Raw genomic sequence first — 14,787 nt, 5'->3', positions numbered from 1 at the left:
CAGGAGTCACAGGTGCCCAAAACAAAGAAGAAATATGTCTGTCAGGAATGCGGCGCAGTCTCGCCGCGCTGGCGGGGGCAATGTGCCGATTGCGGTGCATGGAACTCGCTGATCGAGGAAGCCGGCGAGACGGTGTTTTCCGCCAGGCATGACCTGAGCAGCGGTGGGCGGCCGATTGTGTTGTCCAATCTCGATAGCGAGGTAGCACCGCCGCCGCGGCTGCATACCGGTATAACCGAGCTTGACCGGGTGCTGGGCGGCGGGCTGGTACCGGGTTCGGCAATATTGCTCGGCGGTGACCCGGGAATCGGCAAATCGACACTGCTGCTTCAGGCGGCGGCACATATGGCGCGCGATGGCCGTGATATTGTCTATATCAGCGGCGAGGAGGCGGCGGATCAAGTGCGGTTGCGCGCCAGGCGTCTGGGGCTGGGCGAGGCCCCGATCCGACTGGCAGCGGCGACATCGGTACGCGACATATTGGCGACGCTGCAGCAGCGCGAGAATACCGCAATGGTAGTAATCGATTCGATCCAGACCATGCACAGCGATCGGATTGAGGGGGCACCGGGGACAGTGAGCCAGGTACGCGCCTCCGCGCATGAGCTGATCCGCTATGCCAAGGACAGTGGTACCGCGATGGTGTTGGTAGGCCATGTTACCAAGGATGGTGCCATAGCCGGGCCACGGGTACTCGAGCATATGGTCGATACCGTTGCCAGCTTTGAAGGCGAGCGTAGCCACCAATACCGCATATTGCGTGCAATCAAGAACCGCTTCGGTGCCACCGATGAGATTGGCGTGTTCGCCATGGAAGGTTCGGGCCTGACCGAAGTGGCCAATCCGTCATCGCTGTTCCTTTCCGAGCGCGATGCCAATGTGCCCGGTGCGGTCGTGTTCCCGGCACTGGAAGGCACCCGACCGGTATTGGTCGAGATTCAGGCACTCACGGTCAAACTGGCCAGCGGCGCGACGCCGCGCCGCGCGGTGGTGGGTTGGGACAGTGGTCGTCTGGCGATGATCCTGGCCGTACTGGAAGCGCGTTGCGGCCTCAATTTCGCGTCTTCCGAGGTCTATCTAAACATTGCCGGTGGCTATCGCATCTCCGACCCCGCCGCCGATATCGCGGTGGCGGCAGCACTGATCTCGGCGCTTGCCGACAGGCCGGTGCCTGAAGCATCGGTGTTTTTCGGCGAGGTGGCTCTGTCCGGTGAAGTGCGGCCTGTAGCACATGGCGCCATCCGTCTGCGCGAGGCGGCCAAGCTGGGCTTTGTCAGGGCGATCGCGCCGTCACAAGCCGAGAGCCCAAAAGATATTTCGCTGCAAAGCCTGACCAGCCTTGCAAATCTCGTTGACCATATCCTGACGAATAACTAGCTGCACCTGCGTGACGGTTTTCGATATCATCATCCTCGCGATCATCGCGGCAGCGGCGATTGGCGGCCTGTTTCGCGGCTTGGTTGAGCAGCTGCTGTCATTGGCGGCGCTTTCTGCAGCCGTGATGCTGGTCGGTCTGCTGCATGAACCCGCGACGCAATATCTCGCGACACTGACCACGACCGAGACCGGAGCATCACTGCTGGCCTATATTGGATTGTTCGGCATCGGCTATTTCGTGTTGCGCTGGATTGCCAGCGCTGTTGGGCAACGTTCGCGTGAGTCCGCTCTCGGACCGATCGACAGGGTGCTGGGTTTTGGTTTTGGCGTGATCAAGGGTGTCCTGCTGTGCACTACGGTCTTCTTGCTGATCATATTGGTGCATGAATATGCCTATGCCACCCGTGAAAGGCCGCAATGGCTGACCGAAGGGCGCACCTATCCCTTGCTTAACGCTTGTGGAGACCTCATTGTCGAATATCTTGAGGAAAGACGGGCAGGGACCGGATAGTCATGGCACAATCGCCGCTTTATGACCGCGACATATTGCGCCTGGCGGCTTCGCTGCATCGCTGGCCGCTCGATGACAGCCATCCCATCCAGGTGGAAAAACGCGCGCCGGTTTGTGGCAGCAATATTGTCATAAGCGCTGCGCTCGACACAGATAGTGACAATATCCGTGCAATCGGCATGCACGTCTCCGCCTGTGCGCTGGGCCAGGCGTCGGCGGCTATCCTGGCAACCCATGCTGAAGGCCTCGACCGGAAAACCTTCGAACGGCAATATGGCTATTGCTGCGATCTTCTGAACGGCGTCGCGGCCGATAGGCACAATGGCTGGCCCGAAATGGTGTTACTTGCCCGCGCAGCACCCTATCCGGCGCGGCACGGTGCCATATTGCTGCCCTATCAGGCACTGGCGGCGGTTTTTGCCGGACAATCGGCATTGGACATCGCATCATGACCGGACCCTGTTGATGGATCATGGCGGCATCCATCTGGAAGATATCTTCCTCTCCGGCTTTACCCTGCTTGCAGCGTCACTGGCTTTTGTGCTGCTGTTCCGCAAGCTCGGGCTGGGCGCGGTACTGGGCTATCTGCTTGCCGGTGTTGTTATCGGTCCCGAACTGCTTGGACTGGTCAGCGATCCCGAGGTCATACTGGTCTTTGCCGAGGTCGGCATTGTGCTATTGCTGTTCCTTGTCGGTCTTGAGCTGGCACCGGCGCGGCTATGGTCATTGAAGCGCGACATATTCGGGCTCGGCCTGGCGCAGGTGGTTTTGTGCGGACTGGCAATGACTGCGATCATATACTGGTTGCGCTCGCCCAGCTGGGCGGCCGCAATTGCCATCGGGTTGCCGCTGGGTCTGTCTTCAACAGCGCAGGTGCTGCCATTGCTGCAGTCGGAAGGACGGCTGAACACACCAACGGGTGAACGGGCCTTTTCGATCCTGCTATTCCAGGACCTGTCGATCATCCCGTTGATCACTATTATCGCTGCGCTGTCGCGTGCGCCACAGGCCGATGACGCGACAGCGGGCTGGCTGGTGGCAGTCTATGCTGTAGCCGCAATCATTGGCCTGATCGCTATCGGCCATTTCCTGCTGGTCCCGCTGCTCAAATATATCGGTCGTGTTGCCGAACGCGAACTGTTCATTGTAACCGGCCTTTTTGCGGTTTTCGGTAGTGCGCTTCTGATGGCTGCCCTTGGGCTGTCGCCGGCATTGGGAGCGTTTATTGCCGGGGTCATGCTGGCGGACTCACCGTTCCGTCATGAGCTGGAAAGCGATATCGACCCGTTCCGCTCGATCCTGCTCGGCCTGTTCTTCATGGGCGTTGGCATGATGCTCGATCTGGGCGTGATTGCCGCCAATCCATTGCTGGTCATTGGTCTGGCGATAGTGCTGATCATGACCAAGATCGCACTGATTTTTGGCCTTGGGAAGCTGTTTGGCATGACCAACCAGGCGGCACTCGTGCTCGGCCTGCTGCTCAGCCAGGGCGGTGAATTCGGTTTTGTTCTGTTCAACCAGGGCCAGCAGGCGCTGCTTATCGAACCGGCAGCGGCGAGCCTGTACAGCGCCGTGGTGACGCTCTCAATGGTTGCCACGCCGTTCCTTATGCTGCTTTCGCGACGTCTTGGGGGGGTCAAACAGGTGGATGATCATGACCTTGAGGATCCATCAAAGTCGGGGGAATCAAACGCTATCATCATCGGTCATGGTCGTTTTGGACAGGCGGTGAGCCAGATCTTCGCCGGAGCCAATCTTTCGGTGACGATCATCGATCTCAAGCCCGATCAGATCGCGGTCAGCGGCAGTTTCGGCCGCAAGGTGTTCTACGGTGATGGTACCCGTGTCGATCTGCTGCGCAGCGCCGGTGCAGAGAATGTCGACCTGCTGATGTTCTGCATGGATGAACCGAATTTCTCCACCGACCAGCTTGAGGGTATTGCCATGGCATTCCCGAATGCGCGAATCTTTGTCCGGGTTTATGACCGTGTGCACGAAATGCGGTTAAGCGACGGTCCTGCTGAGAAATTGACACGCGAGGTGATGGAATCAGCGATTGTCATGGCGCGCGAAGGCCTTGTCTCCAAGGGCCTGTCTGCACGCTCGGTTGAGGAAATCATCGATGAATATCGCAAGCGCGATCACCAACGGTTGATAGCGCAAAAGGAAAGCGGCGACATGTATGCCGGCATGGAAATGAGTTTTGGTGCATCGGAATCGAAGGCGTTCGATATCGATGTGACCTTTGCCGAGGACACCCCCGGGCCCGACGCTAGGGTTCAATAGGCGGGAGGGTTCAATAGGCGGGCTTATTTGCTGCTGCTGCGACAGCGCTTCGAGCAGTAGACCACATTGTTCCAGTCCCGCGCCCATTTTTTGCGCCAACTGAACGGGCGATTGCATGCAGGGCAGATCTTTTGCGGCAGATCGCGCTTGGCGACACCATTAGGCATCGCAAAGAGCCTTTTTGCCGCGCTGGCGGTCGAGAAAATCACTGACAATGGCAAGCGATGTATCACTGCTGACAAAGGCCTTGCCGATGCCGTGGCTGAGAATGAAGGGCAGCTGCCCTGCGGTCATCTTCTTGTCGTGCGCCATATGTGTCACCAACGCCTCACCGCCGGAATCGATCCCGGCATCGGCCAGCACCGTTGGCAGGCCAGTGGTGGCAAAGTGTTGGCGCAGCGTCTCGGCATCTTCTGCCGGGCACAGCCCCTGTTCGACCGAAAAATCATGTGCCAGTACCATGCCCAAAGCCACCGCTTCCCCGTGGAGCAGGCTGTCGGAAAAACCGGTCTCCGCCTCCAGCGCATGGCCGAATGTATGCCCCAGATTGAGCAGCGCGCGCACATTTCGGGTTTCGCGTTCATCTGCGGCAACGATATCCGCCTTGGCCTTGAGGCTGATATGGATGGCCTGTTCGGCGCGGTCATGGTCGCCAGCGAGCAGTGCTGTACCATTGTCACGGCACCAGTCGAAAAAGTCACGGTCGCCGATCAGGCCATATTTCACTACCTCGGCATAGCCGGCACGCATTTCGCGCGGCGGCAGGGTGTTGAGCATTTTAGGGTCGATGAACACCGCCTTTGGCTGGTGGAACACGCCGATCAAATTCTTGCCGGCACGGCTGTTGATTGCGGTTTTGCCGCCGACCGAACTGTCAACCTGGGCCAGCAGGCTGGTTGGAATCTGGATAAAGCCGCAGCCGCGCTTGACCAGCGCGCTGGCCAACCCGACAAGATCGCCGATCACACCGCCGCCAAGGGCGATGATTGTCTCGCTCCGGTCTACACCCTGATCGATCAGCCAGTCGGTGATCTCCTCCAGCCGGGCCCAGCTTTTGCTGTCCTCGCCAGCGGGCAGCGTCAGCATGGATGCGGCGATGCCAGCCCGTTCCAGGCTGGTGACAAAATGTTCGCCATAGAGCATTCCGACATTGGCGTCGGTGATGATCAGCAGCCGGTTCTTGCTGGCATGCGGCTGCAAAACCTCCGCCGGCTCATCGAGCAGTCCCGGTTTTATGGTGATGGCATAGGAACGCTCACCGAGATCGAGATTCAGGACTGCCATGCGGCCAAAGCCTCCAATATGCGCTCCACGGTTGCCATATGCGGGCCCGATGCGCTGGTGACCCGCATATCAGCCTCGCCATAGATGGGATTGCGCTCGGCTGCGAGCTTTTCCAGCACGGTGCGCGGCGATTTGCCCTGCAGCAGTGGCCGTGTGTTCTTGCGCGACACGCGTTCGGTCAAAGTGTCGAGATCGGCATCGAGCCAGATTGACAGCGCGTCGCGTTTGATCAGTGCTCGGGTTTCGTTATTGATAAACGCACCACCGCCGGTGGCCAGTATAATCGGTTCTTCACCGATGAGCCGGGCAATCACCCGCCTTTCGCCATCGCGAAACTGGGCTTCGCCATAATCCTCGAAAATCTCGCTGATGCTGCGGTTCGCGGCTTTCTCAATCTCTTCATCGGCATCGACAAAGGGCAGGGCAAGGACATTGGCCAGCCGTCGACCGATGGTGCTTTTGCCACACCCCATCAGTCCCACTAGGACAATCGGCCGATCAATATCGTCCGGTCTTGCTGCGGTTTTCCCCGAATATGGCCGCTTACTCCGATTTCGTCCTTGTTGCATTATGCTGATGGCTATAATTGGGTTGCACGAAGAGGCAAGGGCGGTGCGTGATTTGGCGTGCCCAGCGGACAGAAAATGATGGGCACGGTCTGCGGCCGTTACAGCGCTTGTCAGGGCCGGTTTAGAGGGATGTAAATGCGATGAGTAAAGCTCAGACATTGGCAGTATTGGCTGTATTGCTGCTGATAGCAGGCGGTGTTGTCGGCTATGTCAACGGTGGCGAGCAAAGCCTGTCGCGCGTCGAGATTGCCGTTGAGCCCAAGGCTGCCGAGCCGGTGGTCGAGGATTATAGCGAATAATGACTGACTATCGACGATCATCTACCATCATCCGGCGGAGCGCGGCATCGCTGCTGGCGATAGCTGTGCTGGGTGTCGCCATGGCCCCGATCTATGGTCAGGACCAGGATGCGCCGGAATCGCTGCTACCACCGGGATTTGGCGACCCTGCACCAGCACCAACCCCGGCGCCTGCAGAACCGACGCCGCCCGCTGCCAACCCCACACCGGCACCCGGACCCGTCCCGACACAAGCGCCGCCTGTGGAAGCGCAACCGGCTCTCACCGCTCCTGCCGAAACGCCTGAAACCATCCAGCCGCTGCCGTCGGACGCGCCGGTTAGCGCCGATGCCGGGGATGTCGGTGACGATGCGCTGCTGGAAGATGTGCTGGTGGAGCAGGAACTGGCCCCTTCGGCACTGCCTGTACGCGCTCGCCGCACACTGGGCCAGGTCGGCCTGATCGGGACATCGCAAGGCGGGTTTGACAGCGGTGCTCTGGTGGCGGTCAACGGCCCCTATGTCACTTCGATACTGGCCAATATCGACAAGCCCATCGTGTCGCGCTGGGGCCATATCCTGCTGCGCCGGGTGCTGGTCAGCGACCTGCAAAGTCCTGCAGGTGCCGATGACACCGCATGGATTGCCGCGCGTACCCGGCTACTGATCAATATGGGTGAAAGTTCGCTGGCGCGGCATCTGTCGCAACAGGTCGATGCGGCGCGCTATGCCGGTCCGCTTTATGACGCCGGGCGCGATGCTGCACTCGCCAGCGCGGACCTGACCGGTTTCTGTCCGATTTCCACCGGCGGCGCCGCGCAGAGCGATGATGCGCGCTGGCAGCTGGTTTTGGCCATTTGCGCCGCCATGTCTGGCAATTCTTCATCGGCTTCAGCCCAGATCGACCGGGCATCGAACAACCAGCTCGCAGCCGAGATCGACCTTCAGCTGACAGAGAAAGTTGTGGGCGCCGGGGTGAATGGCCGGCGCGCCGTCAGGGTCGACTGGGATGGCGTCGACCGGCTGACGCTGTGGCGTTTCGGCCTGGCTACGGCAACCGGGGCACAACCGCCCGAAGCGCTGTATGAACAGGCTGACCGGCGGTTCCAGGCCTGGCGCGCGGAGAATCCTGCGGCCAGCCTTGATGCGCGGTTGCAATCCGCAGAAATCGCCGCTGCCATGGGGGTTTTGTCCAGCCGCGCCATCATTGATCTCTATGCCATGGCGTTTGACGAAGGCTCGACCCCAGCAGGACTGCGCCAGCGCACTGTACTGCTGCGTGAGGCCTATCGCCAGCGTGACCCGGGCGACCGCCTGGCTGCGCTGGAACAGCTCTGGAACCGCTCGGAAAACCCGCTGGTGCGCTATGGCAACCATGTGTTGACTGCGCGTGCGGCGGCGCGTTTCCCGGTTATGAGCGATTATGCCTATGGTGCCGACAATCTGGTTGCGGCGATGTTTTCTGCCGGTCTCGATCGTAATGCGGTGCGCTGGGATTCGCTGGTGTCAGAAGGGTCGCTGGCTTGGGGCCTGATTACTCTGGGCCAACCATCGACCGGCGAGCAGACGGCGGAATCGCTGTTGCGCAACTTTGCCGATAATGACCCCAGCGACAATTATCGCAAAACCGCGTTTCTGATTGCCGGTATGGCGGCGCTGGATCGTACCAGCAATGCCATTGCCGAGGAATTGGCGGCGGAATATGGTTTTGCCCTGCGCGCAGAGAGCCGCTGGCAGCAGGCACTCGCCCAAGCCGCAGAGGCGAATAATGCGCCATTAACAGCGATTGTCGCCGCCGCGGGTATGCAGGCGCAGGACTGGTCCGGCATGGCTCCGGCGCATCTTTACCACATCGTGCAGGCGCTGAACCGGGTCGGGCTGGAAGCCGAGGCCCGGATGATCGCCGTTGAGGCGGTCAGCCGCGCATAAGGGCGTGTCATGCCGGACGGTCCCCAAAATACCGATGACCAGCATATTGCCGCCTTTCTGGCGATGATGGCCGTGGAGAAGGGTGCGGCATCCAACAGTCTGGTCGCTTATGAACGCGATCTGCAGCAGGCTTCAGACTATTTGCGCGGTCGTCTTGCGCAGGCGGATGCGGCGGCACTGCAGGCCTTGCCACAGCACTGGAAAGAATTTGCGCCATCTACCGTATCGCGCAAGATATCGGCGTTGCGCCAGTTTTTCCGTTTTCTCGTCGATGAAAAGATTTGCCGCACCGATCCGTCGGCGGCGCTGGAACGCCCCAAGGCGCGGCGTGCCTTGCCGAAAACGCTGGACGTGGATGCTGTCGAGCGGTTGTTTGCGTTGCTCGAGGCTGAAGCAGTTGCGCAGGCCGAGACAGGCTCAACCGCCGCATTGCGGCTGCTGGTGATGGTCGAACTGCTTTATGGCTCGGGATTGCGGGTGAGCGAGTTGGTGGCACTGCCGCTACGGGCCTATGCACCGGACCAGCGGATGCTGCTGATTACCGGCAAGGGTGGCACCCAGCGCATGGTGCCACTGTCACATCGCGCGCGCGCGGTGCTGGCGCAGTGGCGCATGACGCTGGCTGATGATACACAATGGCTGTTCCCGTCGCGCAAAAGCCATATTAGCCGGGTCCGCCTGTTCCAGATGCTGAAGGCGGCGGCAGAGCGGGCCGGGCTCGATCCGGCGACGATCAGCCCTCATGTGCTGCGTCATGCCTTTGCTACCCATTTGCTGCAGGGCGGGGCGGATTTGCGTACGCTGCAGGCGATGCTCGGCCATGCCGATATTTCGACGACACAGATCTATACCCATGTCGATGCCGAACGCCTGGTAGCGCTGGTTAATGAGCGCCATCCGCTGGCGCATAATATCGGCAGCAAGATTGACGCTGACACGGCCAGCGGATAATCGCAACTAGCGAATAAAGGGTCATTGATGACAAGTTTTCTGGAATTTGAAAAACCGATTGCCGCCTTGCATGCCCGCATCGGCGAGCTGCGCGATACCGCGAAGCAGGACGGCATCGATCTCGATGCCGACATCAGCAAGCTGCAGGTCAAGGCCGACAAGATGCTGGCGCTGACCTATGCCAATTTGACACCGTGGCAGAAATGCCGTGTTGCGCGTCATCCCGAACGCCCGCATTTTCGCGATTTCATCGAGCAGATGTTCAGCGATTTCGTACCGCTATGCGGCGACCGGCTATTCGGTGAGGATGCGGCGATTGTCGGCGGCTTTGCCCGGCTTGGTGATCGCCGGGTGATGGTCATCGGTCATGAAAAGGGTTCGGATACCGAGAGCCGGCTCAAGCATAATTTCGGCATGGGTCGCCCCGAAGGTTATCGCAAAGCGGTGCGGCTTATGGACATGGCCGAGCGTTTTGGCCTGCCGGTGGTAACGCTGGTCGATACTTCGGGTGCCTTTCCCGGCGTTGATGCCGAGGAGCGCGGCCAGGCTGAGGCGATTGCCCGTGCGACTGAGCGCTGCCTGTCACTGCGTGTACCAATGGTTGCGGCGATTGTCGGTGAAGGCGGGTCAGGTGGCGCGGTGGCGCTGGCCTCTGCCGAGCGTGTACTGATGCTTGAGCATGCGGTTTATTCCGTGATTTCACCCGAAGGCTGTGCGTCAATCCTCTGGCGCACTGCGGACAAGGCTGATGAGGCAGCAGAAGCCATGCGGATCACCGCACAGCAGCTCAGGACTCTCGGGGTTGTAGATCATATCGTCGACGAACCAGTTGGTGGTGCCCATCGCGATCCTGCAAGTGCCATTGCCGGGCTGGCGCTGGCGATTGAAGAAGAACTTGATGACCTGGCCAGCAAATCGGCAGTTGAGCGACGTCAGATGCGTCACGAGAAATACCTCGCTATCGGAGAAATGGGCTAAAGCCTCTGGTACCGCTACAGCCGAGTTTCAAAGGGTTCCGCGTCGATTTGCGATGCGCCGCAGGCAGTCTTGTCGAAAGCATCGGCAGGGATATCGCCATACATTCCAGCCAGTGCCGGTCGCGATAATGCCAGGCACAACAAAAAAGGGGCGACCAAATGGCCGCCCCTTTCTTTTACGGTGACTAATCCGGTGGATTAGTTGCTGCCGCTCTCGAGCTGGGTCGATACCTGGTTGAAGGTACCCGACAGGTTGTTGCCGAGGCCCTGCATGGCGGTGATGGCTGCAACTGCGATCAGAGCGGCGATCAGGCCGTATTCGATGGCGGTAGCGCCCTTCTTGTCAGCGAAAACTTTACGTACCATTTTCATTTTAGGTCTCCTAGGTTACACTTATTACCCGACTAGCCCTTACCCCTGTTCAACGGTTAAGAACGAGCGTTGCTTGGGATAAAACAAACTTCTTTCGAAAAGCTTAAGAGTTGCGAATGTTTTCGAAGGTCAGTTGTTCGTGTTGGCAGTTATATTCTCTTCAACATAATCCCACATGGCATCGGTTCTGTTGCCGAAGTTCTGCATCGCGGCGAGTGCGCTCAGCGCTATGAGGCTGACGATCAGACCATATTCAATGGCGGTCGCTCCCTTTTTCGAAAGCAGCATGCCCAAAACAGCCTGTAACATCCCGTACTCCCGTCTATACAGTTCCCCGACACCCGCTATTTCGCCCAATTGTCTTAACAAAGAGTTGAAAGAGAGCCGCAGATTGGAAAAAATACTGACAATGCGTTTTGTCGTGGCGCTGGCAATGCGTCGCGATGATGGCTGCTTCCTTCTGCAAAAACGTCCCCGGGGTAAGTCGATGGCGGGACTGTGGGAGTTCCCCGGCGGCAAGGTCGAACCCGGAGAGAGCCCGGAACAGGCACTGGTGCGAGAGATCAGTGAGGAGCTCGGTGTTATGGTCAGGGCGAAGGACTGCACGCCGCTGATCTTTGCCAGCGAACCGCTGGATGGGCGACATCTGTTGCTGTTGCTCTATCAGACTGACTATTGGCAGGGTCAGCCCGAAGCGCTGCATGCCGAAGAGCTATGCTGGGCAACGCCGGAAGAGATGCGCAGCCTGCCCATGCCACCGGCGGATGAGCCGTTTATTGCCAGGCTTGAACAAAAAAGCGGTTGCCAAGCGCAACGTGCCTGACTATGTGCCGAGGCCCGCGCCAAGCGGCGATTGCAAAATCGAAAAACGCACCCGTAGCTCAGCTGGATAGAGTACCTGACTACGAATCAGGGGGTCGGAGGTTCGAATCCTTCCGGGTGCGCCATTTTTTCAATCCTCGTGCCATTCCCTACGCTCCGCTCCGGGGCTGCTGCCGGGCGCGCCATTTTCCTGCATTGACCTTCAGTTGCTCTGGATCGAGCGCTCGATCTCCTGGATCGAGGAATTGGTCAGCGTCTTGGCCATTTCCAGCACGATCCTGTCGGTCACTTCCTTGTGCAGCTGTGGCCGTATCTCACCCAGGCTGGCCGGATCTGCGGCGAGAACCAGGCTGTCAAACTTGCCTTGTTGCGCCAATGCGTAGAGGTGATGCGCGAGCTGCTTCGAAAAAGTGGCTTCATCTGTCTCGCGCGGGGAGGAGCTGGGCACATGCCCGCCCGAGGGACCGCTGGAGAGCAGGTCCTTGGGGGTCAATGCTCCTTCAGCACGCAGTTTAATCCTGTCATCACCGATATTGCGGTAGAGTTTGGCCTCTGCGCCTGTGGCAACCACGACGAGGCAGTTTGTCGGAATAGTCGAATGGGGCATGTTGTTTCTTTCTTCTGGTTTTTCGGGGAATGAAAATCGTAACGCAGGAAGAATAGTGTCCGGTGTGCATCACGTCCATATGCGAGTTGGCGTGTTACAACTGCCTAACCGGTTTGCGCAGCCTGTTCTTCGGTATCGGGAATGGCAACATTGCGCAGCAGGGCGCACGCAGTCAGGTCACCGGCGACATTGACGCTGGTGCGGCTCATATCGAGCAGCCTGTCCACACCCATGACGATAACCATGCCGTCCGCCGGAATGCCAAAGCCCCCGGCGACGCTGACCAGTATCGCAATGCTGACACCCGGTGTGCCGGGCGCGCCGATGGAAGAGGCCACCAGCGTTATCGTCATCAGCATGATCTGGCTGGTGGATAATTCTATTCCTGACATTTGCGCCAGAAAAAGAATAGCAACGCTCTGATACAGTGCAGTGCCGGCCATATTCATCGTAGCGCCCAGCGGTGCCACCAGATTGGCCACTTCGCGCGAAACGCCCATCTTCTTTGCCGCCTCGACGGTGCTGGGCATGACTGCAGTGGAACTGGAGGTTGAAAAGGCAAGCAGCAGGGTCTCCCCGGCATGACGGAAAAACGCACCAGGGGCAATGCGACCGAAAATTGTGAGAATCGCAAGATAGAGGCAAAGCAGCAGGAACAGGCCAAGCAGAACCGTTCCGACATAGGCGGAAACGCCGAGCAGCGTATCCAGACCGATGCGCATGACCAGTTGTGCCATCATGCCGAACACCGCCCATGGAGCCAGATACATCGCCCATTTGACGATGGTCATGCAGATCGACAACAGGGCATCGAGCACCGAGAGGAACGGCGCAATCTTGTCGCGCGCCACCTGTGTCGCGGCAATGCCGATCATCAGGGCGAACACGACCACTGCCATCAGATCGCCCTGGACCACCGATGCTGTCGGGTTGGTTGGCAGGATATTGGAAATGATTTCCGGCGCACTGCCAAGGTCGATCCCGGTCTCCGCCGCTTCGGGTATGGGCATGGCGGTGCTGATGGCGATTGAACCAGCCAGACCTGCGCCCGGTGCCAGTGTTGTCGCCAGCATGATCCCGATACCCGCAGCGGCAAAGGTGGTGGCAATCACGAATATGGCGAAACGCAACCCGATTTGTTGCAGGGCATCGCCCGACCCGCTTCCGGTCAGGCCGCCGATTATCGAGGCGAAGACCAGCGGGATCAGAATCATCGCGATCAACCCGAGGAACAGCTGCCCCGGCAAGGCGAGCCAGTTCCCCAGCGATTGTGCAGTATCGGCAGACACAAGCCCTGCTTCGGGCCCGCAAATCAGGCCGGCGATAATGCCCAGCACCAGCGCCACCATCACCTGGGCCCAAAGCCGGGTGCTGACCCAGCTCTGTATCTTGGAATATTGCTGGCCCAGACGTATTGGCGGCAGTTCAGAAAATGCGGCTATCGGCATATGGCCTCGAAATCATCATGTGCGAGACAAGGCTGCATTATCGGTAAGACAGCCTTGTTACCGCAACGTGTCTTATCCGAAGAATCAACGGCGTCTCAATCCACCAGTTTCGTCCGGATGATCGGATCGGCCTCCAATGTCCTGTGGACCGGGCATTTATCGGCGATCTCCAAGAGTCTTGCCCGCTGGGCTTCATCCAGCGCGCCAGTGAAATGCAGATCGCGCTCGATAATCTCTATGCGCGGACGGCCTCTGCCGGCTTCTTGACAATCCTCGCTGTGACAGCGTTTGTGGCGCACGGTAACGTTGACATGGTCGAGTGGGATTTTTTCGCGCTTCGCCACCATCTGGATTGTCATGGTTGTGCAACTCCCCAGTCCAGCGAGCAGCAGATCATAGGGTGTCGGACCCAAATTGCTGCCGCCAAAGCTGAGCGGCTCATCGGCGATGAAGCTATGCGCTCCGGCAGTGACACGCTGGCTGAACTTGCCGCCTGCGCTTTCGACCAGCACTTCGCCTTCCGCTGTCGCGTCTCCGGCTTGCTGGTCCTGTGCCTCGGTCGCGATGTGCGGCACAGCCCATGCGGCTATAATCGCGGCGACATAGCGCGCCTGGTCCGCATCGGTGAGCAGATGATCGGCATCAGGGAGCGAAACAAAGCTCTTGGGGTGCTTTGCCGCCTCATATATCTGTCGCGCTTCATCAATACCGACAATGGTGTCGGTAGGTGAATGCAGCACCAGCAAGGCGCGGCGCAGCTTGCCGAGGCGCGCCGCCTGGTCCTGGCCATGGGCGTTGTCGATAAAGTCACGATTGACGTAGAAGGGACGGCCGCCAATGGTGACCTCGCCTTCGCCATCCTGTGTGATCCGCTCAACAGCATCGCCAAGTTGGCCAAGGACATGGTCGACGGCAAAAGGCGCACCCAATGTAATCACCGCGCGCGCCGATGGTACATGTTCAGCCGCCGCAATCACGGCGGCACCGCCAAGGCTGTGACCAATCAACAAGGCCGGGCCTTGATATGTCCCGGTCAGATATTCCGCTGCGGCAATGATATCGGAAACATTGGATGAGAAATGGCTATCCGCAAAGTCACCCTCGCTGCGGCCCAGACCGGTAAAATCGAAGCGCAAAGTGGCAATCCCCATGCCGCCCAGCGCTTCGGAGATACGCCGTGCTCCATGGCTGGCCTGGGTACAGGTAAAGCAATGGGCAAACAGCGCATAGCCGCGAACCGGCCCGGCGGCAGGAAGCTCCAAAGTGCCTGATAATTTTATGTCTTTTGCGTTGGTGAAATCAATTTTCTGACTGGTCATGCCTTCTGTTTAGTGCAGTCAGCGACAGACACAAGGTGGATCTAGCCTGGGGTTGAAA

Annotated in this window: 17 protein-coding genes and 1 tRNA gene; 10 read left to right on the top strand and 8 right to left on the bottom strand. The window is 59.2% G+C overall.

All coding sequences use genetic code 11. The annotated features are described in order from the left end of the window. The first annotated feature begins 12 nt into the window (after positions 1-12). Genes radA through AAFX04_06825 form a run of 4 tightly spaced genes read left to right on the top strand, consistent with a single transcriptional unit; the run spans position 13 to position 4,174 of the window. A complete protein-coding gene (gene radA / locus AAFX04_06840; protein ID MEO1045136.1) occupies positions 13-1,377 on the top strand; it encodes a DNA repair protein RadA in 1,365 nt (454 codons plus the stop codon). A gap of 10 nt (positions 1,378-1,387) precedes the next feature. Continuing rightward, positions 1,388-1,888, top strand: a complete 501-nt coding sequence (locus AAFX04_06835) for a CvpA family protein (GenBank protein ID MEO1045135.1) — start codon at positions 1,388-1,390, stop codon at positions 1,886-1,888. 2 nt (positions 1,889-1,890) lie between these two features. After that, positions 1,891-2,340, top strand: a complete 450-nt coding sequence (locus AAFX04_06830) for an iron-sulfur cluster assembly scaffold protein (protein MEO1045134.1) — start codon at positions 1,891-1,893, stop codon at positions 2,338-2,340. Further along, positions 2,306-4,174, top strand: coding sequence for a cation:proton antiporter (locus AAFX04_06825; protein MEO1045133.1), 1,869 nt, complete (start codon positions 2,306-2,308; stop codon positions 4,172-4,174). The genes AAFX04_06830 and AAFX04_06825 overlap by 35 nt, the downstream gene beginning before the upstream one ends. Before the next feature lie 23 nt (positions 4,175-4,197). Here the strand turns inward: AAFX04_06825 and AAFX04_06820 are convergent, their stop codons facing one another. The 3 genes from AAFX04_06820 to AAFX04_06810 are packed head-to-tail and all read right to left on the bottom strand — an operon-like array spanning position 4,198 to position 5,931. Beyond that, positions 4,198-4,341, bottom strand: a complete 144-nt coding sequence (locus AAFX04_06820) for a DUF2256 domain-containing protein (GenBank protein MEO1045132.1) — start codon at positions 4,339-4,341, stop codon at positions 4,198-4,200. Further along, complete coding sequence (aroB, locus tag AAFX04_06815) at positions 4,334-5,458, bottom strand: 3-dehydroquinate synthase (GenBank protein MEO1045131.1); 1,125 nt, start codon at positions 5,456-5,458, stop codon at positions 4,334-4,336. The genes AAFX04_06820 and aroB overlap by 8 nt, the downstream gene beginning before the upstream one ends. Beyond that, the gene (locus AAFX04_06810; protein MEO1045130.1) at positions 5,446-5,931 is read right to left on the bottom strand and encodes a shikimate kinase; all 486 of its coding nucleotides are present in this window, start codon (positions 5,929-5,931) and stop codon (positions 5,446-5,448) included. The genes aroB and AAFX04_06810 overlap by 13 nt, the downstream gene beginning before the upstream one ends. Before the next feature lie 236 nt (positions 5,932-6,167). Between AAFX04_06810 and AAFX04_06805 the strand changes: the two genes are divergently transcribed. The 4 genes from AAFX04_06805 to AAFX04_06790 are packed head-to-tail and all read left to right on the top strand — an operon-like array spanning position 6,168 to position 10,162. Continuing rightward, the gene (locus AAFX04_06805; GenBank protein MEO1045129.1) at positions 6,168-6,326 is read left to right on the top strand and encodes a hypothetical protein; all 159 of its coding nucleotides are present in this window, start codon (positions 6,168-6,170) and stop codon (positions 6,324-6,326) included. Next, positions 6,326-8,233 carry a hypothetical protein gene (locus tag AAFX04_06800; GenBank protein MEO1045128.1) on the top strand — a complete coding sequence of 636 codons (1,908 nt, stop codon included), beginning with the start codon at positions 6,326-6,328 and terminating at the stop codon, positions 8,231-8,233. Before AAFX04_06805 ends, AAFX04_06800 begins: the two co-directional genes overlap by 1 nt. 9 nt (positions 8,234-8,242) lie before the next feature. Then, a complete protein-coding gene (locus AAFX04_06795; GenBank protein ID MEO1045127.1) occupies positions 8,243-9,184 on the top strand; it encodes a tyrosine recombinase in 942 nt (313 codons plus the stop codon). Between the two features lie 27 nt (positions 9,185-9,211). Continuing rightward, positions 9,212-10,162 (top strand): acetyl-CoA carboxylase carboxyltransferase subunit alpha, encoded by a 951-nt coding sequence (locus AAFX04_06790; GenBank protein ID MEO1045126.1) that lies wholly within the window; start codon positions 9,212-9,214, stop codon positions 10,160-10,162. Between the two features lie 197 nt (positions 10,163-10,359). Here the strand turns inward: AAFX04_06790 and AAFX04_06785 are convergent, their stop codons facing one another. Further along, positions 10,360-10,533 (bottom strand): Flp family type IVb pilin, encoded by a 174-nt coding sequence (locus tag AAFX04_06785; GenBank protein ID MEO1045125.1) that lies wholly within the window; start codon positions 10,531-10,533, stop codon positions 10,360-10,362. A gap of 129 nt (positions 10,534-10,662) precedes the next feature. Further along, entirely contained in the window at positions 10,663-10,842 is a 180-nt protein-coding gene (locus AAFX04_06780; GenBank protein MEO1045124.1) for a Flp family type IVb pilin, read from the bottom strand. Positions 10,843-10,942: 100 nt separating this feature from the next. Between AAFX04_06780 and AAFX04_06775 the strand changes: the two genes are divergently transcribed. Further along, positions 10,943-11,356, top strand: coding sequence for a (deoxy)nucleoside triphosphate pyrophosphohydrolase (locus tag AAFX04_06775; GenBank protein MEO1045123.1), 414 nt, complete (start codon positions 10,943-10,945; stop codon positions 11,354-11,356). 47 nt (positions 11,357-11,403) lie between these two features. Then, positions 11,404-11,480, top strand: a tRNA-Arg gene (locus AAFX04_06770). 77 nt (positions 11,481-11,557) lie between these two features. On the opposite strand, the gene AAFX04_06765 is transcribed toward AAFX04_06770, so the two are convergent. The 3 genes from AAFX04_06765 to AAFX04_06755 form a co-directional block, all read right to left on the bottom strand. Next, positions 11,558-11,962 (bottom strand): host attachment family protein, encoded by a 405-nt coding sequence (locus tag AAFX04_06765; GenBank protein ID MEO1045122.1) that lies wholly within the window; start codon positions 11,960-11,962, stop codon positions 11,558-11,560. A gap of 104 nt (positions 11,963-12,066) precedes the next feature. Continuing rightward, positions 12,067-13,410 carry a dicarboxylate/amino acid:cation symporter gene (locus AAFX04_06760; GenBank protein ID MEO1045121.1) on the bottom strand — a complete coding sequence of 448 codons (1,344 nt, stop codon included), beginning with the start codon at positions 13,408-13,410 and terminating at the stop codon, positions 12,067-12,069. Between the two features lie 95 nt (positions 13,411-13,505). Further along, positions 13,506-14,729 (bottom strand): bifunctional alpha/beta hydrolase/OsmC family protein, encoded by a 1,224-nt coding sequence (locus AAFX04_06755; protein MEO1045120.1) that lies wholly within the window; start codon positions 14,727-14,729, stop codon positions 13,506-13,508. Between the last annotated feature and the right edge of the window lie 58 nt (positions 14,730-14,787).

This window comes from Pseudomonadota bacterium, assembly GCA_039818985.1.
GTDB lineage: Bacteria > Pseudomonadota > Alphaproteobacteria > Sphingomonadales > Sphingomonadaceae > Alterisphingorhabdus.
The sequence above is the reverse complement of the archived record's forward strand: the minus strand, read 5'-3'. Positions and strand labels throughout refer to the sequence as shown.